This is a genomic window from Demequina gelatinilytica, from assembly GCF_000971115.1.
GTDB lineage: Bacteria > Actinomycetota > Actinomycetes > Actinomycetales > Demequinaceae > Demequina > Demequina gelatinilytica.
In genome coordinates, this window is the sequence record NZ_BBLV01000025.1 from 1 (window position 1) to 19,494 (window position 19,494).

The following is a 19,494-nucleotide window of genomic DNA, read 5'->3' on the forward strand; positions in this document are numbered from 1 at the left end:
GGCTGCGCCCGCCCCCGCCCCGGCCCCGGCGCCGGCCGCGGCCGCGTCGTCCGGCTCGGGCTATGTCACGCCGATCGTCCGCAAGCTCGCGGCCGACAAGGGCGTCGACCTCGCCTCGCTCTCCGGGACCGGTGTGGGCGGCCGTATCCGCAAGGAGGACGTCCTCGCGGCGGCCACCGCCGCTCCCGCCGTTCCCGCAGCGGCCGCGCCCGCTGCTGCGGCCCCGTCGGCACCCGCATCGTCCGCCATGGACGTCGAGGTGTCGGAGCTGCGTGGCCAGACGGTCAAGATGACCCGCATCCGCAAGATCACGGCCGACAAGATGATGGAGTCGCTGCACGGCATGGCGCAGCTCACCTCCGTGGTCGAGGTCGACTGCACCAAGATCTGGGCGCTGCGTGCGAAGTCCAAGAACGCGTTCTCGGAGAAGCACGGAGTGAACCTCACGTTCCTGCCGTTCTTCACCCGCGCCGTCGCGGTGGCGCTCAAGGAGCACGCGTTCCTCAACGCGTCCGTGGTGGGCGACAGCATCGTCTACCACCCGGCCGTCAACCTGTCGCTCGCGGTGGACACGCCCAAGGGCCTCATGCTGCCGACGCTCAAGGACGCGGACTCGAAGAGCATCGTCGAGCACGCCCAGGGCATCGTCGACCTCGCCGGCAAGGCGCGCAACGGCGGGCTCAGCTCGGACGAGATCTCGGGCGGCACCTTCTCCGTGACCAACACGGGCTCGGGCGGCACGCTCTTCGACACGCCGATCGTCCCCGCGCCCCAGGTGGGCATCCTCGCGACCTGCGCGATCGTCAAGAAGCCCGTCGTGGTCAAGGGACCGGACGGCGAGGACGTCATCTCGGTGCGCCCGATGGCCTACCTCCCGCTCAGCTACGACCACCGGATCGTGGACGGCGCCGACGCGGCCCGCTTCCTCCAGACGGTCAAGCGGATCATCGAGGCCGGCGAGTTCGAGTCCGAGCTCGGCCTGTAAGGGACAAGGACAACTGAAGATGCGCGTCGTCATCGCAGGCTCCTCGGGGCTCATCGGCACGGCGCTCACCTCCTCACTGCGCGAGGGCGGCCACGATGTGGTCGCCCTCGTGCGGCGTCCGGCCCGAGACGACCACGAGTCGCAGTGGGACCCGGGCTCCGGTCGCATCGACGCCGAGCTGGTCCGTTCGGCGGATGCCGTGGTCAACCTCGCGGGCGCGTCCATCGGCGACAAGCGGCTGACGGACTCCTACGCCGCCGTGGTCCGCTCCTCGCGCGTCGACTCGACGGCCACCCTGGTCGAGGCGATGGTCGGCGGCTTCGACGGCGTGCTCCTCCAGGGCTCGGCCATGGGCTACTACGGCTCACGCGGCGAGGAGCCGCTCACGGAGCGCTCCACGCCCGGCGACACGCTGCTCGCGAGCATCGTCTCCGACTGGGAGGCCGCCGCTCAGCCCGCACGCGACGCCGGGATCCGGACGGTCACCGTCCGCACGGGCCTGGTGCTCGCCCCGCACGGAGGCTTCGCCGACCGCCTGCTCCCCCTGGTGACACGGGGGCTCCTGGGGACGCTCGGCACCGGCGACGCGTGGCACTCGTGGATCACCCTCGAGGACCACATCCGCGCGCTGCGGTTCCTGCTCGACTCCGACCACGACGGTGCCGTCAACGCGATCGCCCCGCATCCCGCACGCGACGCGGCTCTCATCCGCGCGCTGAGCGAGGCCGCCGGTCGTCGTCCAGGCTTCCGCGTGCCCGCCTTCGTGCTCGAGGCTGCGATCGGCCGCGCGGTCGAGGACCTCCTGTCCTCGCAGAAGGCGACCCCGGGAGTGCTCACGCGCCTGGGCTTCGACTGGCGTCACCCCACCATCGAGGACGCCGCACGGTGGCTCATGGCGGGGCGCTGACCGCCCGAACGCGCCACCTCTCCCCCGACCACGCGAGCACCATCCGCACGCGCTCGGTCCGCGAAGGCACGGACCGCGTGGCACCGGCGCCGTCGCGCCACGTGTGGGCGTCGACCTCGTAGCGGAGGTGCACCACCGCCTCGGCGTCGCTCTGCTCGACGAGCGTCGCCCCGACGGCTCGGAGCGTGAGACCGTCCACCGAGCTTCCCTCCTCGAGAGCGCGGCCCTCGCGCGCGGCGGTCGCCCACGCCGACGTTCCCGGCACGGTCAGCGCGACCAGGGCCTCCCCGTCGCCGGCGGCCAGCGCCGCGACCCGCGCACGCGTCAGCTCGGTCGCCGCCGCGACCGGGTCCGGCAGCGACGCTGCCGCAGGCGCCGAGGCGATCGCCGTCACGGTCGCGGTGGCCTCCTCGGAGCGCCCCGCGACCGCGGGCACCTCGGGCCCCCACAGCCACCACGCACCGACCGCCACCGCCGACGCAAGGACGAGCGCCGCGCGGATCGGATGACGCCGGAGGCGCCAATGCCACGCCCGAGGGTCCCGCACCGTGGCGGAGGACGCCACGGGCTCGGCCTCCGGTACGGGGCCCGGATGCCAGCGCGTCGGCTCCGCGCATCGCACCAGGCCCCTCGCCACCGCGCGCGCCGTCGGCCGGGCCGACGGGTCGGCGGCCAGCAGAGGCGCCATCCACGCCTGCGCCTCGATGCGGATCGCCTCGCCCGCGCAGGCCACGGCGAGCGCGCCCAGGGCGTGGACGTCGTCGGCGGGGCTGGGCCCTCCGCCCGCCGTCCGCTCGGGCGAGGCGAAGCCTGCGGTGCCACGCTCGGGCGCCACGGCGGAGCCCACGAGGTCGACGAGCACGGGCCGCGCGCCGATCACCACGTTCGCGGGCGAGACATCCCCGTGAGCGAGACCCGCCCCGTGGAGGACGGCCAGGGCCTCCGCGATCCCCGCGACCAGCCACACCCACGCGCCCAGCTCCTCGCAGGGGCCCGCGGCGGAGGCCGCGATACCCCGCAACCGCGGCGAGCAGACCACCACCGCATCGGCCTCCCGCACCACGTCGAGCGGCAGGCAGAGCCCGGGATGCGCGACGCGGCTCAGCGCCTCGACGCGCGCCCGTGCGAACCGCTCGTCACGGTCGCCCGAACCGACCGCGCGCGCGACCCGGTCGAGCCGGAGCGGGGTGATCTGTCGCACCCCACCACGGTGACAGCCGGGCCGCGTCGCGCGGCGTTGTCCACAGGACTAGTCGGAGATCCTCCGCGAGGCCCACCAGGCGCGTGCACGGAGGTCGCCGATCAGCCCGGGCACCAGGAGCGACCGCACCACGAACGTGTCGATCAGCACACCCGCGGCCACGATGAACGCGATCTGCGCGAGGAAGATCAGCGGGATCACGCCGAGCGCCGCGAACGTCGCCGCGAGCACGATGCCCGCGGACGTGATCACGCCGCCGGTGACGGCCAGCGCGCGACGGATGCCCTCCTTCGCCCCATGCTGGAGCGACTCCTCGCGCGCACGGGACATGAGGAAGATCGAGTAGTCGACCCCGAGCGCCACCAGGAAGACGAACCCGAGCAACGGCACCGAGGGGTCGGTGCCCGGGAAGTCGAACAGGTGGGTGAACACGATGGCGGACAGCCCGATGGTCGCGGCGAAGCTCAGCACGTTCGCCAGGATGATGAGCACCGGCGCGACGAAAGCGCGCAGCAGCAGCACCAGCACCACCAGGATGACCGCGAGGATCGTCGGAAGGATCACCGTGAGGTCGCGCTCGGTGGTGAGGCGGGTGTCGAGCGACTCGGCGGCCTGGCCGCCCACCAGCGCCTCGCCGTCGACCGCGTGGACCGCCTCGCGGACGTCGGCGACGATGTCGAGCGCCTCCGCCGACGAGGCCGAGACCTGCGTGATCGCGTCGACCTCGACGCGTCCATCGACCACCACGGGCTCCTCGCCGGGCACGGATCCGGCGGGCGCGCCGGCCGCGACGGCCGGGGTGAGCACGTAGGCATCGACGATCCCGTCCACGCCCTGGACCGCCGCGAGGACGTCCTCCGCGGACCCCTCCGCGGCGATCACGCGGATGGGCGACGTCGCGCCCGCGTCGAAGTGCTGCTCGAGGAACTCGAAGCCGGTCACCGACTCCGTCTCCGCGGTGAAGATGTCGCGCTCGCCCAGGCCGCCCGACTTGAACGTGGGCACGAAGGCGGCGAGCACCGCGAGGCCGAGGGCCGCGGACACCCACACCACGCGCGGCCGCGCGTCGACGCCACGCGAGATGCGGCCCCACACCCCGGCGCGCGCCTCGACGGCCTCGATGGTCTCTTCCGCCTCGTGGGCGTCGTCGCCGCGGTAGCGCGGCATCGCCGGCCAGAAGACCCCGCGGGCGTGCTTGCCGCCGATGAGCAGCAGCGCGGGCAGCAGCGTGAGCGCCGCCAGGAACGATGCGGCGATGCCGATGGCGCCGGCGGGGCCGAGCGCGGCGTTCGACTTGAGGTCGCTCAGCAGGAGCACCAGGAGGCCGATGACCACCGTGCCGGCCGAGGCGGCGATGGGCTCGAGCGACCGCTTCCAGGCGTGGGACAGCGCCGAGTACGGGGACCGGATGCGCAGCAGCTCCTCGCGGTAGCGGGCCACCAGCAGCAACGAGTAGTCCGTGGTCGCGCCGACCACGAGGATGAACATGATGCCCTGGCTCTGGCCGTTGAGGGTGATGACGTCCGCGTTCGCGAGGGCGAAGACCGCGATGATCGCTCCCGTCAGCGCGAGCATGGAGGTGGCGAGCACCAGGAACGGCAGCACGGGGCTGCGGTAGACGATCAGCAGGATCACGAGCACCACGCCGAGCGCCACCAGGAGCAGGATGCCGTCGATGCCTCCGAAGGCCTCGACCAGGTCCGCGACCAGTCCGCCAGGACCCGTGACGTAGCCCGTGAGCCCGGTGTCCGCCTCGCTCCACGCCGCCCGGAGCTCGTCGACGTACAGCTGGCCGAGGGACTCCTCGCCCGCCATCTCGTCGAACACGTCCGCGTCCACCGCGAAGGACACGAGGATCGCCTCGCCGTCCTCGGACGGGATCGCCGTGGGGCCCTGGCCCTGCGGGCCGGTGAGGGTGACGTCGCCGAGCGTGCGGCCCTCGGGGTCGCCCTCGAGGGGCTTGGACAGCACGTCGTCGACGAACGACTGCACCGTCGCGACGTCGTCCGCGCCGCCCTCGACCGCGAGCAGCGTGGGGACGGAGTCGGTCGGCGCGAAGTCCGCGTGAGCCGCGGCGGCCTCCGTGGACTCGGCGCTCGACGGCAGGAAGGCGGCGGAGTCGTTCTCCTGGACCTCCGACAGCTTGCCGAAGGTCTGCCCGCCGGCGCCGCCGATGGAGAGCCACGCGAAGATGACCAGGATGATGAGCAGGGGACGTGCCCAGGATCGAATGTTCACGTGGGTAATGATCGCGCAAAGGCGGGACCTTATTCCCACTTCCGCCGAAGAGTTACCATCCTGGGATGCAGATCGTCCCCCTCGACCTCGGCACGCGCCTCGTCCCGTACCAGGAGGCGTGGGACCTGCAGCGCGAGGTCCACGCCCAGGTGTCCTCCGGTGAGCGGGAGGACACGCTGCTCCTGGTCGAGCACGAGCCCGTGTACACCGCTGGCCGTCGCACCGCGGCTTGGGACCGCCCGGTGGACGGCACGCCCGTGGTCGACGTCGACCGCGGCGGACGCATCACGTGGCACGGCCCCGGCCAGCTGGTCGGGTATCCCATCGTGCGCCTCGCGGAGCCCGTCGACGTGGTGCGCTACGTCCGTCGCCTCGAGCAGGCCGTCATGGACGTATGCGCCTCGTTCGACCTGGAGACCATCCGCGTCGAGGACCGCTCGGGCGTGTGGCTCCCTGCGTCGGGTGGCCGGCGCGAGCGCAAGATCTGCGCGATCGGCGTCCGGGTCGCGAAGGGCGTGACCATGCACGGCTTCGCGCTCAACTGCACGCCCGACCTGGGCTGGTTCGACCGCATCGTCCCGTGCGGCATCTCCGATGCCGACGTCACCTCCCTGAGCGCCGAGCTCGGCCGCGAGGTCCCCCTGTCCGAGGCGGTCGAGCCGACCGTCCGATTCCTGAACGATGCGCTGGCCGACGTAAGGTGGGCGCTGGCACCCACCCCTGCCGCCTCCGACCTCCCCACGAAGGAGCCCGTGTGACCATCGCCCCCGAAGGCCGCAAGATGCTGCGCGTCGAGGCGCGCAACTCCGCCGTCCCGATCGAGCGCAAGCCCGAGTGGATCCGCACCAAGGCGACCATGGGCCCCGAGTACAACGACCTCAAGGGGCTCGTGAAGACCGGCGGCCTCCACACCGTGTGCGAGGAGGCGGGCTGCCCCAACATCTTCGAGTGCTGGGAGGACCGGGAGGCGACGTTCCTCATCGGCGGCGACCAGTGCACCCGCCGGTGCGACTTCTGCCAGATCGACACGGGCAAGCCCGCCGCGTTCGACGCGGACGAGCCGCGCCGCGTCGCGGAGTCGGTGCGCCAGATGGGCCTCAAGTACTCGACCATCACCGGCGTGGCGCGCGACGACCTCGAGGACGGCGGCGCATGGCTCTACGCGGAGACCGTCCGCCAGATCCACGCCACCACGCCCGGCGTGGGCGTCGAGCTGCTCATCCCCGACTTCAACGCGGTGCCCGACCAGCTCGCCGAGGTGTTCTCGTCGCGGCCCGAGGTGCTCGCGCACAACCTCGAGACGGTCCCCCGCGTCTTCAAGCGCATCCGTCCCGGCTTCCGCTACGACCGCTCGCTGTCGGTGCTCACCGCGGCGCAGGAGGACGGCCTGGTCACCAAGTCGAACCTCATCCTGGGCATGGGCGAGACGTTCGACGAGGCGGTCGAGGCGCTCCGCGACCTCCACGCGGCCGGCTGCGACCTCATCACGATCACCCAGTACCTGCGCCCGTCGCCCCGCCACCACCCCGTGGACCGCTGGGTCAAGCCGCAGGAGTTCGTCGAGCTCTCGGACATCGCCGAGGAGATCGGCTTCCTCGGCGTGATGTCCGGGCCGCTCGTGCGGTCCTCGTACCGCGCGGGCCGCCTCTGGGGCCAGGCGATGAAGCGCAAGGGGCGGGAGATCCCTGCGTCGCTCGCGCACCTGGGCGAGGCGACCGAGTCGCGCCAGGAGGCCTCGGCGCTCCTCAAGGCGCGTCCCGAGCTCGCCTGACCCGCGCATCGTCCCGCCGCACTCCGACGGGTCCCGAGCCTGTCCCCACCTGCGACTAGACTGACCGCATCATGGCGAAGAACGACGCACCCAAGCCCAAGAAGCAGCGCTGGTACCACCTCATCGCGCAGGCGTACCGGACCACCGCCCCGTACGACAAGAGGCTGCTGCCGGGCATCCTCGGCATCCTCATCGGGACCATCGCGGCCTTCGTGCTGTTCGGCATCTTCGTCATCGGCGGCACCATCGCGATCGTCTACATGTCGATCTTCGGTGTGCTCACGGCGGCGCTGCTCGCGATGTGGTTCCTCACGCGCCGCTTCGAGCGCGTCGCGTACTCGCGCATGGAGGGCCAGACCGGTGCGTCGCTCGCCGTCGCCCAGTCGATCCGCTCGGGCTGGCACTTCGAGGACGCCCCCGCGAACATGGACGCGCGTGGCAGCGCGATCGTGTTCCAGGGAGTCGGCAAGGGCGGCATCCTGCTGGTCGCGGAGGGCGGCAGCGCGGCGCGCAAGCCCGCCGGCCAGGCCAAGAAGCGCATCGAGAAGCTGGTCCCCGGCGTACCGGTGAACGTCATCTACGTCGGTCGCGGCGAGGGTGAGGTCCCGCTCCCGGACCTCACCAAGGCGATCCGCAGGACCAAGAAGGCCCTGGGCCGCAACGACCGCCCCAAGGTCGAGGCTCGTCTCAAGGCCATCGGCGGCGCGAAGCCCCCGATGCCCAAGGGCATCGACCCGGTGCGCGCGCGTCCCGACCGCAAGGGCATGCGCGGCCGCTGAGCCTCACCTGTCCGACAGCCCCCTCCGCCCGGCACCACCGGACGCGGCAGGGGGTTGTCGCATCTCCGGGATCCGTGCATCCCGGCGGTCGACGGTGGTCGCGCCGGCGCTATGGCAGCGTGGCCAGCACGCCCCCGCCGGCCGTCTCGAACCGCACGCCGCGCAGGTCCGCCACGCGCGGCAGACCGTCGGTCGCGGGGGTGGCGAGCGAGCCGACCACCACCACCTGCGCCCCCGCCGCGAGCCCGGACCTGACCCCCGCGTCCGAGTCCTCGAACACGATGCAGTCCCGCGCGTCGAGCCCGAGGGCGGCGGCGCCGCGGCGGTAGGGCTCGGCGTCGGGCTTGCCGTGCTCGACGTCCTCCGCGGCGATCAGGACCTCGACCTCGGGGAAGCCCAGGCGTCCCAGCCGGCGCAGCGCCGCGTCACGCACGGCGGACGTCACCACCGCCCAGCGGCCGGACGGCAGCAGGTGCACCGCGGCGGCTGCGCCGGGGATCTCCACGTCCGCGTCGAAGCGCTCGTTCTCCCATGCGGAGATCTGCGCGAACCAGGGCTCGATGTCCGCGCCCTCGCCCAGGAACCTGCGCAGCGTGGCGCGCGCGGGGACGCCGTGGACGTGTGCGAGGACCTCGGCAGGGTCGAGGCCGGCCTGCCGTGCGAAGTCCCCCCACACCACGTCGACCGTCGCGGTGGAGTCGATGAGCGTGCCGTCCATGTCGAGCAGCACACCGCCCGCGCGGAGCTCCGTCATCACGCCTCCCCGCCCAGGCGGACGATGCGCGTACCGGCGAGGCGATCATGCAGACCGCGGCCGTCGGGTCCCCACACCACGGCGGGGATCACCAGCACGAGCAGGCCCGTCCGGATCGCGGCCTTGGTGACGCCCACCACGGCCGCCCCGTCCTCGCGTACCACGCGGAGCCCGGCGATCCGATGGCCGATGGTGGAGCCGAGCGTCGCGACCAGCAGCAGGTGCTGGAGCGCCCACACCGCGAGGGTCGCGAACGGGGCGCCCGCGAGGAGCGCCCGCTCGACGGAGGTGGCACCCGACGTCGCGTAGGTGGGGTCCGGGAAGAATGCGGACGAGATCAGGAGGCACATCGCCCAGTCGATCGCGATGCCGCCGAGCCTGCGCGGCACATGCGCGGACGGGGTCGAGGTATCGGTCGGGGGGCTCTGCTCGCTCACCGCGACAGCCTATCCGGACCACACCCTTCGCGTGCCTGCGCGCATCGTCCGATTCGTCCTCGCCTACCACAGCCGCCGGAGTGCCACATGTAACACCGATGAAACATTGCGTGTATGTGCAGGCAACCCTCCGCCCCTAGGGTGTGGAGTGCCACTGTAGGCCTGTCTCTCTTGAGGAGTACCGGATGTTCAAAGACGCCAACGAGGCGATCGAGTATGTGAAGAACGAGGGCGTCGAGTTCGTCGACATCCGCTTCTGCGACCTTCCCGGCCAGATGCAGCACTTCAACATCCCCGCGTCGCAGTTCACCGAGGACGTGTTCACCGACGGCGCGATGTTCGACGGCTCGTCGATCCGCGGTTTCCAGGCGATCAACGAGTCCGACATGAAGCTGCTGCCGGACGTGGCGACGGCGTTCGTCGACCCGTTCCGCAAGGCGAAGACGCTCGTCATCAACTTCTCGATCGTGGACCCCTTCACGAACGAGCCGTACTCGCGCGACCCCCGCAACATCGCGGCGAAGGCCGTCGAGTACCTGAAGTCCACCGGCATCGGTGACACCGCCTTCTTCGCCCCCGAGGCGGAGTTCTTCATCTTCGACTCGGTTCGCTTCGACACGAACCAGCACGAGGGCTACTACCACATCGACTCGTCCGAGGCCTGGTGGAACACCGGCGTCGAGTACGAGGAGGACGGCACCCCCAACCGCGGCTACAAGACGCGCTACAAGGGCGGCTACTTCCCCGTCTCCCCCGGCGACCAGTTCGCGGACCTCCGCGACGAGATGTGCAAGGTCCTCGGCGAGGTCGGCCTCGAGCTCGAGCGCGCGCACCACGAGGTGGGCACCGCCGGCCAGCAGGAGATCAACTACCGCTTCAACACGCTGCTGCACGCGGGCGACGACATCCAGAAGTTCAAGTACGTCGTCAAGAACGTCGCGTGGCGCGCGGGCAAGACCGTGACCTTCATGCCGAAGCCGCTCTTCGGCGACAACGGCTCGGGCATGCACGTCCACCAGTCGATCTGGAAGAACGGCGAGCCGCTGTTCTACGACGAGGCCGGCTACGGCGGCCTCTCGGACATCGCCCGCTGGTACATCGGCGGAATCCTCAAGCACGCCCCGTCGCTGCTCGCGTTCACCAACCCGACCGTCAACTCGTACCACCGCCTCGTGCCGGGCTACGAGGCGCCGGTCAACCTGGTGTACTCGGCGCGCAACCGCTCCGCCGCGGTGCGTATCCCGATCACCGGCTCGAACCCGAAGGCCAAGCGCATCGAGTTCCGCGCGCCCGACCCGTCGTCGAACCCGTACCTCGCGTTCGCGGCGCTCCTGATGGCCGGCATCGACGGCATCAAGAACCGCATCGAGCCCCCGGCCCCGGTCGACAAGGACCTCTACGAGCTTCCCCCGGAGGAGCACGCCCAGATCGCCCAGGTCCCGGCCTCGCTCCCCGCGGTGCTCGACGCCCTCGAGGCGGACCACGGCTTCCTCACCGAGGGTGGCGTGTTCACCGAGGACCTCATCGAGATGTGGATCGACCTCAAGCGCACGCAGGAGATCGACCCGCTGCGCTTCCGTCCGCACCCGCACGAGTTCGAGCTCTACTACGACTGCTGAGCCTCGTACCCTGATTTACCTGGGGTGATGTCATCCTGACACCGCCGCAGTCCGCAAAGAGTCCGCACGGGCCGCAAGCACTACTGCTACCGCGGCCCGTGTGGACTCTTCTGCATCCGGCCACAGGTGCGCGTAGGTGTTGAGCGTCGTCGTCGCACTCGCGTGCCGGAGCCGCGCCTGCACCACCTTCACGTCACACCCCGAGGCGATGAGCAGCGACGCGAAGTAGTGCCGAAGATCGTGATAGCGGAATGCCTCCGGAAGCCCCGCAGCCTTCCGAGCAGCGCGCACGGCCCGCTCGACGGCCCACGTCCCCGCCTGCACCCCTAGCGCATCCTCGAGCATCCATGTCCGCTCCCCCACGCCCTTGGACAGTTCGAGCGCAAGCTCGTTCGGGATCGGGATTGGCGTGCGCGACGTGTCCGACTTGAGCGGCTGCGCCGGGTACTGCACCGCCGGCGCCACGATGCCGCGCATGAAGTCGACGTCAGCCACCCGCAGGCCGCACGCCTCCGCGATGCGCAGGCCAGCGAACGCCCCGAGCAGCACCGCAGGCCGCAGGTGCCCGGGCATCGCGTCATAGAGCGCCCACACCTGCTCCGTGGTCGCCACATAGGGCCGCTGCTTGCCCATCGGTGGCGAGGTGCGACGCGAGCACGGGTTGCGCGCGATCACGCCGTCGTGCACCGCGTCGGCCATGATCTGAGACAGGCGTGCGTGGATCGCGTACACAGTCGACGGCGCGAGCGCCTTGCGTCCGATCGCCTCGTCATCGGTCGCGAGCTGCGCAGTCCACCGCCTCACGTCCGAAGGCTTCACGTCAGCGAGGCGCTTCGAGCCGAACGCGCGCTTGATGTGCGCAATGTGCACCTCAGCCTGGCGCACCGTCGACGCGCGGTTGGTCCGGTAACCCTCGAGCCAGGTGTCGCACCACTCGTCGACGGTCATGCGCGCTGTCTTGGGCGCCACGTAGGAGCCCGTGAGCATGTCCGATTTCACCTGCTCGAGCCAAGTCGCGGCGCCCTCCTTGGTGCGCGTGGTGCGCAGCACGTCGAAGTGTCGCGCGTGCTCCTTGCCCGCCGCATCGCGGTAGCGGGCGCGGTACTTGCCGTTTGGGAGCAGCGTGATGCCAGCGGGAAGGGCGCGCTTCGGCCCGGGGTCACTACTCATGACCCGCCCCGTCGGCGGCGGCAGCCGGGTCAACATAGCCCGCTGCGGTCGCCTCGTAGTACAGCTTGAGCGCACCGTATCCGCTTCTGGACTGTTCATCCCAGAATGCGCTACCCGTGAACCCGAGCATCATCTGAGCAACTTGGTACTCGTACCGCGCATCCTCCTCGGCACCAAGCCGAACCAGCTCGGCGACACCCTCTCGCACGAGATCCTCGAGCGTGCCCGCGTCCACGTCACCCGCGTCGACCAGTTCCCGGACCTCACGCTGTGCCGTGAACACACTGACGCGCGTCTCGAGGTAACGCGTCCATGCGGCACGGAGGGCTCGATCTGCCAGCACCGCCGGGTGTAGTGCGAGGTCGGCCATCGTCACGCCAAGCACCTGTGCCAGCGCCGATGCCTCGTTGAGTTTCACGCGCCGCGCGCCCTCCTCGATGCGCCGAATGGCCGTGGCATCGAGGTTGTCGTCGAGCAGCCGATTCACGAGTGTCGCAACCGTCAGCTGCTTCATGCCGCGTTCGGTGCGTATACGCCGCAGGTTGAGTCCCACGTTGCGCTCATCTGGAAGGCCGTGACCCCTCGCATTGTTTGGCATCATGACAGCAACAGTAGCGCTAGTCGCTTGTCATGCCAACCCGCAACCGAGAAACTGAATTCAGCAACTTCACAACTCAACAGCGAGAGACGAGCGATACCGCCGCCGCGTGAAGGTCCAAGCGGGGTGAGAACACGTCGAGAGGGAGCCGCCCACCGGACTGGGATCGGGCCCCGACAGGAACGGCTCGTGACCATCAATAGATCAACAACAGGAAGGAGACGTCATGCCCAAGCTGCTGACGATCACCGAGGTCGCAGAGATGCTGCGAACCTCGCCCAACACCATCAACTACTGGATCTACAAGGGCACCGGCCCCAAGTCCATCAAGGTCGGTCGCCGCCGCCTGTGGTCCGAGGCCGACGTCCTCGCCTGGCTCGAGGCGCGGCGGGAGCCCGTCGGCGCGTGAGCGCGCGCGAGCGATGGGTATCAAGCTGGTGAAGCACTGCTACGAGCACTGGGGATCCCTGCCTGCCATCCCGTTTCGCCTCCTTGTCGGAATGGCCGCCACCGCATTCGACGACGCCCAGGGCGGCAAGCCCGCGGCCATGTACTTCGCCGGCCTCGACGAGACGATGCGTCTCGCCGGGACGAAGCGACGCGCGGCGCTCGGCGCCCTTGCGATCCTGCGAGAGCACGGAGCGATCGAGCTCGTAGCCAACGGCCGCCCCGGTCGCAATGCGACGTTCCGGCTCCATTGCGAGCCGCCGTCAGCATCTGAAACAGGTGCACCGTCGTGCACCTGTTTCGGCGAGACAGGTGCACCGTCGTGCACCAACGGGTGCACGGTCACGACACCGAAGGGTGCACCGTCGTGCACCTGTTTCGGCGAGACAGGTGCACCGTCGTGCACCAACGGGTGCACGGTCACGACACCGAAGGGTGCACCGTCGTGCACCCCAAGGAACAACGAGGATCTCAATGAGGAAGGAAAGCCCGCCATGCCTTCATCTGCCCAGGAGGAACTCGGAGGACTGCGGGACGACGACCACGCTTCGCGGGTCGAGCGTCCGTACCCTCGCCAGTGCCTCAGGCATCAGGGCCACCTCAACAAGGGCGACGACTTCGAGCCATGCCTCGGCTGTCGGGACGCCGATGCGGTCGAGACCGCTCGCATCCAAGCCGAGTCCGATGCGACTGCAGCGGTGAAGGCCGAGCGGCGTCGACGCCTCGAGGCGTGCGGCGACTGCGACGACGACGGATGGCTCAACACGGCCCGACCTGCCCGACGCTGCACGCACCCTCGCGTCCCTGCGGCGGTGGCGTGATGGCGGTGCCCGTGCTGCTCGACCGCGACGCCTACCCGGCCGGCCCCGAGGTGGACCGCTGCTGGCAGACCGCACGCGACCGGAGAGCCAAGTACGTGGCTGCGAAGTCGAAGGGCCACGTGTCCGCCAACGTGCGCCGGGAGCTCGTGCGGCGCGCACTCGTGAACCTCATGTGGGCGACCTTCGACGCCAGTGGCGACGGCAGTTGCATCAAGGGCGATCTCGCCGAGTGGTTCGCGAACGTGCGCAAGGTCGAGAAGGGGAACCGCTCATGAGCGGCTTGGACCCCAATGGAGCGACCAGTATCGACGACCCGACGACTGCCGACGCCATACACCGCGCCAGCCTCGGCCAGGTCATCAGCCTCGAAGACGTCAGCCGGCTCGCAGTGGCCGGACGCGCCGACCTCGTGAACCTCGCCCACCGCGAGGATCGCATCGACACACACCGAAAGGACATCCCATGACCCATGGAACCCCTCAGCCGTATGACATCCAGAGCCCTGGCGAACCCTCCGAGTCGCTCGGCTTGCACCTCACGGGGCGTGCCTCGATCGCGAAGCTACGCACCCCGGCAACGGATGCGTTCCTCGGGCAGGTCGAGAAGATCGAAGCCGCCGGGGCCCGGATCTCGCCGACGCTACGCATGGCCGCCGGCTACGCCGAGGGCTATCGCGACGCCGCTGGCCAGGCGAAGGAGAGCTGAACATGGCCACGGCCACCACGTCGCCCACCGACAAGCCCCTCACCGACGCGCAGCTCGAAGCGGAGCTTCGTCGTGCCGAGGACAGGCAGCGCGAACTCGCCCACGAGCAGGACCGTCGCACCCGGCAGGCCATCGCGGAACGCGACATCGCGCAGACCGCCTGGCGTCGCAACGTCATCGCCAAGTTCCACGAGCTCGACGACAAGCTCGAAGCGGATGCCACGGCGCTGTACCACGAGGCTCGCGCGGCGCTCGTGGCCGGCGATTACAACCTCGGATGGCAGAAGTGGATCGCATACAACCGCACCCATCGCCTGCGCGCGCTGATGCGAACACAGGCCCAGTCCGCCGCAGACGTCATCGGCGTCGCGGCGCCCAACTCGGCGGAACTCCGCATGGACCGCGGCACCTTTGCCAGCCTTGTCGAAGGCGCAGAGGTCCTCGCGTTCGAGGCGGGCCTAGAGGACAACCTTGAGGCCCTCATCGGCGTGATGCCCGAGTAGGCCACGGTGGTAAACGACGTTCTCGACCCCGGCCCGACCGGCGACTACCCGCACCTGCCGCGCAATCCGGACGGGACGCTCGATACGACTCGCGTCCCCGTGGGCATCGACGTGACGCGTGACCAGGTCACGGGCCGCAGGCTCTACACACGCCTGATGCCCACACTCGCAGACGGCAGACCCATCACGGCCGTCGCGCCACTACCTGAGGGTCAGACGCCCGACGACATGCTGCCGCGCGCGCGGATTATCTAGGCGTTACGAAATACCAGGCATGATGCAGGGTCGATCCTTGCATCATGCCTGGTAGGTGAGCGACCAGGGGGAGACCCCCTCCCCCTCGCCCTTCCGGCCCCCAGGGGCATAGCCGATTTTCACACACGGAGATCTGACGTTTCAGAGGCCCCCTCGTGACCTCCGCCCCGACGACCGCCGTACAGCGCGAGAGCGCCGCATGAGGCCCGTTCCCACGGCCCCGCGCCCCCCAAACAACCAACTCCGTGGAAGGAAGCGACTGATGACAAGGTGTCAGATGAGCGCAAGGTAAAGGTCGTCCTCCAGGCCGACATCGCGAACTACCGCAAGCACATGGCGGACGCCGACCGGGCGACCGCTCAGGCGGCGACAAACATCGACCGCCACGGCAACAAGATCACCGGCACGGGCGCACGCATCGTCCGCTCTGCCGAGGTGCAGAAGGAGGCGTGGAGCACGGCGGGAACCGCGCTCACTGCGTTCGGCGCAGCGGGTGTCGCAGGCCTCGGACTCGCAGCCAAGGCCGCGATCGACTGGGAGTCCGCCTGGACAGGCGTTCTCAAGACGGTCGATGGCACGGACGCGGAACTGCTCGCGCTCGAGGACTCGCTGCGGTCTATGGCGCTCCGGATGCCCGCATCGGCCGTCGAGATCGCCGGCGTGGCGGAGGCAGCAGGTCAGCTCGGCGTCAAGGTGGGCGACGTCGCCAAGTTCACCGAGGTCATGATCAACCTCGGCGAGACGACGAACCTCTCCGCGACCGATGCCGCGACCGCCCTGGCCCGCTTCTCGAACATCATGGGCACGGCCACGTCCGATGCCGACCGTCTCGGCTCCGTGATCGTCGACCTGGGCAACAACTCCGCCACCACCGAGTCCGAGATCGTCGACTTCGGTCTGCGTCTCGCGGCGGCAGGCAAGCAGGCGGGCCTTAGCGAGGGCGAGATCCTCGCGTTCGGCTCCACCCTGTCCTCGCTCGGCGTCAACGCTGAGGCTGGCGGCACGGCGATGTCGAAGGTGTTCTACTCGATCTCGGACGCGGTGCTGGACGGCGGCGACAAGCTCGAGACCTACGCCCGCATCGCCGGGATGTCCGCTGAGGACTTCCGCAAGGCCTACGGCGAGGACGCGGCGGGCGCGATCGCCACGTTCACGGCAGGCCTGGGCGACATCACCGAGACGGGCGGCTCCACCACGGCCGTCCTCGAAGAACTGGAACTCACCGACGCACGCCTGCGTGCGTCCCTGTCCGCGACCGCACAGGCTGGCGGACTGCTCACCGACTCGCTGGCCCTGGCCAACGACGCCTGGGCTGAGAACTCGGCCCTGCTGATCGAGGCTGAGAAGCGCTACTCGACCACCGAGTCCAAGCTCAAGATCGCCCGCAACGCACTCAACGACGCGGCCATCGAGATCGGCGAGAACCTGCTGCCGATCCTGGGCGCGCTCGCTGGCGCGGTGACGGACATCCTCAGCGCGTTCGCCGACCTGCCCGACCCGCTCAAGAAGGCGATCACCATCTTCGGTGCTGTGGCGAGCGGCGTGGGGCTGCTCGGCGGTGCGGCCCTACTTGCCACGCCGAAGATCGTCGCGCTTATCGACGCGCAGCGGACCCTCGCGGCCCAGGCACCCAGAACCGCACGCGCGCTCAGGATCGCAGGAGCCTCATCGGGCGCGATCGGCCTAGCGCTGACCGCGGCATCCGTCGCGTTCGGCATCTTCGCTTCCCGCAACGCGGAGGCCGAGGAACGTGTCTCTGCACTCGCCGACACGCTCGACGAGGCCACGGGCGCGATGACGGACCTCACGCGCGAGACGGTCTACAACAACCTGGTCAACTCGGGTGCGATCGATGCGGCCAAGGAGCTCGGCCTCAACCTCGACGTGGTGACCGACGCGGCCCTCGGCAACGCCGACGCGGTGGCACAGGTCAACGAGGCCCTCGCCGTCGAGCGCGCCGAGCATGAGCGCAACAGCGCGACCCTCGACGCCGCTGCCGGGAAGCACGTCGACCTCAACGACGCCTACAGCATCCTCACCGACGCGATCGGCCGGCAGAACTCCGACCTCGCCGCCTCGAAGGACGTGTGGGCAGACAAGCGCGTCGCCATGCGTGAGGACGAAGAGGCCACCGAGGACAGCGCCGACGCCCAGACCCGGGCAACGGACGCCGTGCAGGAGCTCAACGACGCCCTCACCGAGCAGATCGCGCTCCTGAGCGAGGCCGCAGGCGTCGCCCTCGACGAGCGCGCCGCACTCAACGGCTTCGAGGCGTCCATCGACGATGCCCGGAAGGCCCTCAAGGACAACGGCGCGACCCTCGACGAGAACACCGCCAAGGGACGCGCGAACCGCGAGGCGCTCGATGACATCGCCAAGTCCACCTGGGCGTGGATCGAGGCGGGCGACGCAGCCACGGTTGGCGCAGACGAACTCGCCGGACGCATGGAGGACGGCCGCCAGGCCTTCATCCGCACCGCGCGGCAGATGGGCCTCACCAAGCGCGAGGCCAAGGCGCTCGCCGACCAGTTGGGACTCATCCCCGAGAACGTGCCCGTCGCGGTCACGGTGGACACGTCCAAGGGCTCGTCGGTCATCGACAACTGGATCTACAGCCAGTCGCAGCGTTCGGTCACCATCCCGCTCAAGGTGTCCGCCCCCGCCGCCCCGACGTTCGTCGCGGACAGCATGGTTGGCCACGCGACCGGCGGCCCGATCTCCGGCCCCGGCACGTCTACCTCGGACTCGATCCCGGCGTGGCTGTCTGACGGCGAGTACGTGCAGACGGCAGCCGCGCACTCGTACTGGGGAACGTCGCTCATGGACGCCCTGAACCGTCGTGACCGTGACGCCGTGATGGCGTCGCTGGCGGTGCGCGGGTACGCATCCGGCGGCCCCGTGATGGCAGGCGGCTATGCGGCTGCGGCCCTGCCCGCGGGCCCCACCAGCGTCTCGGTACAGCTCACGGACGCTCAGTTCGCGCGCATGGAGTCCGCCATCGAGCGCGGATCCCGCGTCGGCACGGCGGGCGCCTTCGCCAATCAGGCCGCGGCAAACCATCTCAGCCTCCGAATGGCAGGCGTGTAGGGCGTGTGAGTTTGTCCACGCCAGGGTGACCGCGCCAGCGCGAACTCGCTAACGTCCCACTCGAGCACCCCGCCGATTGCCCCCCAGCCGGCGGGGTGCTCGCTGTCAGACCTGCAGGCCACCATCGCGCCATGGCAGGAGAGCAGCTCAGGTTCTACGCCGCGGACCGAGGCGGGCGCACGGCGATCGTCGAGACGGCGACCGGGCGCATCGTGGCGTGGGTCGAACGCCTGCCCGACGGGATGCTCAGAGCCAGGCGCACCGGATGGATGGGCGAGCCCGTCGAGACGGTGCCGCAATGCATCTGGGCCGTGGGCGAAGCCGTGCCAAGCAGGTCCGCTACAGTCCAATCACTGTGCTGAGGGGGCTCTGACGTGGGCGAGTGGACTGCTGAGGATACGGACGACGGCGCATTCGAGAAGTTCCTACTGGGCCTGCCCGAGTATGAGCAGGCGGTACTCGTCGCGGCGGTCGAGCACGTCCTCGAGAGGCTCGGCATCGACATCTGTCAGAGTGAGTGGGGCAAGGCGCTCGGTGACGGGCTCTACGAGTTCCGAGTCCGCCGGTCATTGCAGGCGATCCTCAGCGAGGCGAAGATGCCCCTGCCGTCGAAGGTGGGCGGCACTGACAGGCCGGTTTTGCTCCGGGTGTTCTGCACCTTTCATGGGCAAAGGGCGGTCCTGCTACTCGGGGGCTACGACAAGGGCAAGGACGGATCGACGCGGCGGCAACAGGGTGAGATCAAACGCGCGCGCAAGCGTCTCAAGACGTGGCGCGCGAACCGAAAGAAGCGTTGACTACACTATGTGTCAAGCCACATAATGAGACGTACGCCTTGGAGGAGGTGGAGGACATGGGTAAGAAGTTCAGCGAGATCGCCGGCGCGGCGCGCGCGACGTGGTCGCCTGATGCCGTGGCGGTTAACACTGCTGCAGCGCAGGTCTTTGAGGCCGAGATGGACCTCGCCGTGGCGATCGGTATGGAGATCTACAACCGTCGCAAGGCGCTGCACCTGACACAGCCGGAGCTGCAGCGCCTCTCGGGCGTCCAGCAGGCCGAGATCAGTCGCATCGAAAGCGGCGTAGGCAACCCCACACTGTCGACTCTGCAGCGGTTGACGGGCGCTCTCGGCACCACTCTGGCCGTGCACGAGGTCTCGCCCGTAGCTTGAGGGAGATCTAAGTCCACGGCGGCCCGCCGCTCGCGCGAGCGGCGGG

22 protein-coding genes are annotated in these 19,494 nt (G+C 69.8%); 16 read left to right on the forward strand and 6 right to left on the reverse strand.

Going from position 1 to position 19,494, the window contains the following annotated elements; genetic code table 11:
- Together sucB and AOM00_RS14770 are read left to right on the forward strand one after the other, a co-directional pair.
- On the forward strand, window positions 1-985 hold a 985-nt coding region (sucB, locus tag AOM00_RS14765; protein ID WP_082097129.1), incomplete at its 5' end, for a 2-oxoglutarate dehydrogenase, E2 component, dihydrolipoamide succinyltransferase.
- A 19-nt stretch (window positions 986-1,004) separates the two neighbouring features.
- A complete protein-coding gene (locus AOM00_RS14770) occupies window positions 1,005-1,892 on the forward strand; it encodes a TIGR01777 family oxidoreductase (RefSeq protein WP_062518527.1) in 888 nt (295 codons plus the stop codon).
- On the opposite strand, the gene AOM00_RS14775 is transcribed toward AOM00_RS14770, so the two are convergent.
- Together AOM00_RS14775 and AOM00_RS14780 are read right to left on the reverse strand one after the other, a co-directional pair.
- A complete protein-coding gene (locus tag AOM00_RS14775) occupies window positions 1,876-3,093 on the reverse strand; it encodes a serine/threonine-protein kinase (RefSeq protein WP_062518528.1) in 1,218 nt (405 codons plus the stop codon). The genes AOM00_RS14770 and AOM00_RS14775 overlap by 17 nt on opposite strands.
- Window positions 3,094-3,141: 48 nt before the next feature.
- A complete protein-coding gene (locus AOM00_RS14780) occupies window positions 3,142-5,331 on the reverse strand; it encodes an MMPL family transporter (protein WP_169746871.1) in 2,190 nt (729 codons plus the stop codon).
- A gap of 65 nt (window positions 5,332-5,396) precedes the next feature.
- Here AOM00_RS14780 and lipB point away from each other — a divergent pair, with 65 nt between their 5' ends.
- The 3 genes from lipB to AOM00_RS14795 all read left to right on the forward strand — a co-directional run bounded on the left by lipB (window position 5,397) and on the right by AOM00_RS14795 (window position 7,881).
- On the forward strand, window positions 5,397-6,089 hold the full coding sequence (gene lipB, locus AOM00_RS14785; protein ID WP_062518529.1) for a lipoyl(octanoyl) transferase LipB: 693 nt from the start codon (window positions 5,397-5,399) through the stop codon (window positions 6,087-6,089).
- Complete coding sequence (gene lipA / locus AOM00_RS14790; protein ID WP_062518530.1) at window positions 6,086-7,102, forward strand: lipoyl synthase; 1,017 nt, start codon at window positions 6,086-6,088, stop codon at window positions 7,100-7,102. Before lipB ends, lipA begins: the two co-directional genes overlap by 4 nt.
- Window positions 7,103-7,173: 71 nt before the next feature.
- Entirely contained in the window at window positions 7,174-7,881 is a 708-nt protein-coding gene (locus AOM00_RS14795) for a DUF4191 domain-containing protein (RefSeq protein ID WP_062518531.1), read from the forward strand.
- A 109-nt stretch (window positions 7,882-7,990) separates the two neighbouring features.
- On the opposite strand, the gene AOM00_RS14800 is transcribed toward AOM00_RS14795, so the two are convergent.
- Entirely contained in the window at window positions 7,991-8,635 is a 645-nt protein-coding gene (locus AOM00_RS14800) for an HAD-IA family hydrolase (protein ID WP_062518532.1), read from the reverse strand.
- Window positions 8,635-9,072: an RDD family protein gene (locus AOM00_RS14805; protein WP_062518533.1), complete on the reverse strand. Its 438-nt coding sequence runs from the start codon at window positions 9,070-9,072 to the stop codon at window positions 8,635-8,637. The genes AOM00_RS14800 and AOM00_RS14805 overlap by 1 nt, the downstream gene beginning before the upstream one ends.
- A 185-nt stretch (window positions 9,073-9,257) precedes the next feature.
- Here AOM00_RS14805 and glnA point away from each other — a divergent pair, with 185 nt between their 5' ends.
- Window positions 9,258-10,691 (forward strand): type I glutamate--ammonia ligase, encoded by a 1,434-nt coding sequence (gene glnA / locus AOM00_RS14810; protein ID WP_062518534.1) that lies wholly within the window; start codon window positions 9,258-9,260, stop codon window positions 10,689-10,691.
- Between the two features lie 30 nt (window positions 10,692-10,721).
- On the opposite strand, the gene AOM00_RS14815 is transcribed toward glnA, so the two are convergent.
- On the reverse strand, window positions 10,722-11,894 hold the full coding sequence (locus tag AOM00_RS14815) for a site-specific integrase (RefSeq protein WP_228373535.1): 1,173 nt from the start codon (window positions 11,892-11,894) through the stop codon (window positions 10,722-10,724).
- A complete protein-coding gene (locus AOM00_RS14820; RefSeq protein WP_169746872.1) occupies window positions 11,854-12,414 on the reverse strand; it encodes a helix-turn-helix domain-containing protein in 561 nt (186 codons plus the stop codon). Before AOM00_RS14820 ends, AOM00_RS14815 begins: the two co-directional genes overlap by 41 nt.
- Window positions 12,415-12,685: 271 nt before the next feature.
- Here AOM00_RS14820 and AOM00_RS14825 point away from each other — a divergent pair, with 271 nt between their 5' ends.
- The 10 genes from AOM00_RS14825 to AOM00_RS14875 all read left to right on the forward strand — a co-directional run bounded on the left by AOM00_RS14825 (window position 12,686) and on the right by AOM00_RS14875 (window position 19,448).
- A complete protein-coding gene (locus tag AOM00_RS14825) occupies window positions 12,686-12,868 on the forward strand; it encodes a helix-turn-helix transcriptional regulator (protein ID WP_062518536.1) in 183 nt (60 codons plus the stop codon).
- Window positions 12,869-12,881: 13 nt separating this feature from the next.
- Window positions 12,882-13,727 (forward strand): hypothetical protein, encoded by an 846-nt coding sequence (locus tag AOM00_RS15510; RefSeq protein WP_156159207.1) that lies wholly within the window; start codon window positions 12,882-12,884, stop codon window positions 13,725-13,727.
- An 11-nt stretch (window positions 13,728-13,738) separates the two neighbouring features.
- Window positions 13,739-14,002 carry a hypothetical protein gene (locus AOM00_RS14835; RefSeq protein ID WP_156159208.1) on the forward strand — a complete coding sequence of 88 codons (264 nt, stop codon included), beginning with the start codon at window positions 13,739-13,741 and terminating at the stop codon, window positions 14,000-14,002.
- Window positions 13,999-14,193, forward strand: a complete 195-nt coding sequence (locus AOM00_RS14840) for a hypothetical protein (RefSeq protein ID WP_062518539.1) — start codon at window positions 13,999-14,001, stop codon at window positions 14,191-14,193. The genes AOM00_RS14835 and AOM00_RS14840 overlap by 4 nt, the downstream gene beginning before the upstream one ends.
- On the forward strand, window positions 14,190-14,432 hold the full coding sequence (locus AOM00_RS14845) for a hypothetical protein (protein WP_062518540.1): 243 nt from the start codon (window positions 14,190-14,192) through the stop codon (window positions 14,430-14,432). Before AOM00_RS14840 ends, AOM00_RS14845 begins: the two co-directional genes overlap by 4 nt.
- A gap of 2 nt (window positions 14,433-14,434) precedes the next feature.
- Entirely contained in the window at window positions 14,435-14,935 is a 501-nt protein-coding gene (locus AOM00_RS14850) for a hypothetical protein (RefSeq protein ID WP_062518541.1), read from the forward strand.
- 525 nt (window positions 14,936-15,460) lie between these two features.
- On the forward strand, window positions 15,461-18,277 hold the full coding sequence (locus AOM00_RS14860) for a phage tail tape measure protein (RefSeq protein WP_062518543.1): 2,817 nt from the start codon (window positions 15,461-15,463) through the stop codon (window positions 18,275-18,277).
- Window positions 18,278-18,408: 131 nt separating this feature from the next.
- The gene (locus tag AOM00_RS14865; protein WP_062518544.1) at window positions 18,409-18,639 is read left to right on the forward strand and encodes a hypothetical protein; all 231 of its coding nucleotides are present in this window, start codon (window positions 18,409-18,411) and stop codon (window positions 18,637-18,639) included.
- Window positions 18,640-18,651: 12 nt separating this feature from the next.
- Complete coding sequence (locus AOM00_RS15680; RefSeq protein ID WP_174442348.1) at window positions 18,652-19,074, forward strand: type II toxin-antitoxin system RelE/ParE family toxin; 423 nt, start codon at window positions 18,652-18,654, stop codon at window positions 19,072-19,074.
- 56 nt (window positions 19,075-19,130) lie between these two features.
- Window positions 19,131-19,448, forward strand: coding sequence for a helix-turn-helix domain-containing protein (locus tag AOM00_RS14875; protein WP_156159209.1), 318 nt, complete (start codon window positions 19,131-19,133; stop codon window positions 19,446-19,448).
- Window positions 19,449-19,494: the final 46 nt, after the last annotated feature.

What these genes read in the sequence shown, in the direction of transcription:
- glnA (WP_062518534.1), top strand. Translation starts at nt 9,258, where the DNA reads ATGTTCAAAGACGCCAACGAGGCGATCGAGTATGTGAAGAACGAGGGC.
- AOM00_RS14840 (WP_062518539.1), top strand. Translation starts at nt 13,999, where the DNA reads ATGAGCGGCTTGGACCCCAATGGAGCGACCAGTATCGACGACCCGACG.
- AOM00_RS14800 (WP_062518532.1), bottom strand. Translation starts at nt 8,635, where the DNA reads ATGACGGAGCTCCGCGCGGGCGGTGTGCTGCTCGACATGGACGGCACG.
- AOM00_RS14865 (WP_062518544.1), top strand. Translation starts at nt 18,409, where the DNA reads ATGGCAGGAGAGCAGCTCAGGTTCTACGCCGCGGACCGAGGCGGGCGC.
- AOM00_RS14825 (WP_062518536.1), top strand. Translation starts at nt 12,686, where the DNA reads ATGCCCAAGCTGCTGACGATCACCGAGGTCGCAGAGATGCTGCGAACC.
- AOM00_RS14795 (WP_062518531.1), top strand. Translation starts at nt 7,174, where the DNA reads ATGGCGAAGAACGACGCACCCAAGCCCAAGAAGCAGCGCTGGTACCAC.
- AOM00_RS14875 (WP_156159209.1), top strand. Translation starts at nt 19,131, where the DNA reads ATGGGTAAGAAGTTCAGCGAGATCGCCGGCGCGGCGCGCGCGACGTGG.
- AOM00_RS14850 (WP_062518541.1), top strand. Translation starts at nt 14,435, where the DNA reads ATGGCCACGGCCACCACGTCGCCCACCGACAAGCCCCTCACCGACGCG.
- AOM00_RS14845 (WP_062518540.1), top strand. Translation starts at nt 14,190, where the DNA reads ATGACCCATGGAACCCCTCAGCCGTATGACATCCAGAGCCCTGGCGAA.
- lipB (WP_062518529.1), top strand. Translation starts at nt 5,397, where the DNA reads ATGCAGATCGTCCCCCTCGACCTCGGCACGCGCCTCGTCCCGTACCAG.
- AOM00_RS15510 (WP_156159207.1), top strand. Translation starts at nt 12,882, where the DNA reads ATGGGTATCAAGCTGGTGAAGCACTGCTACGAGCACTGGGGATCCCTG.
- AOM00_RS14770 (WP_062518527.1), top strand. Translation starts at nt 1,005, where the DNA reads ATGCGCGTCGTCATCGCAGGCTCCTCGGGGCTCATCGGCACGGCGCTC.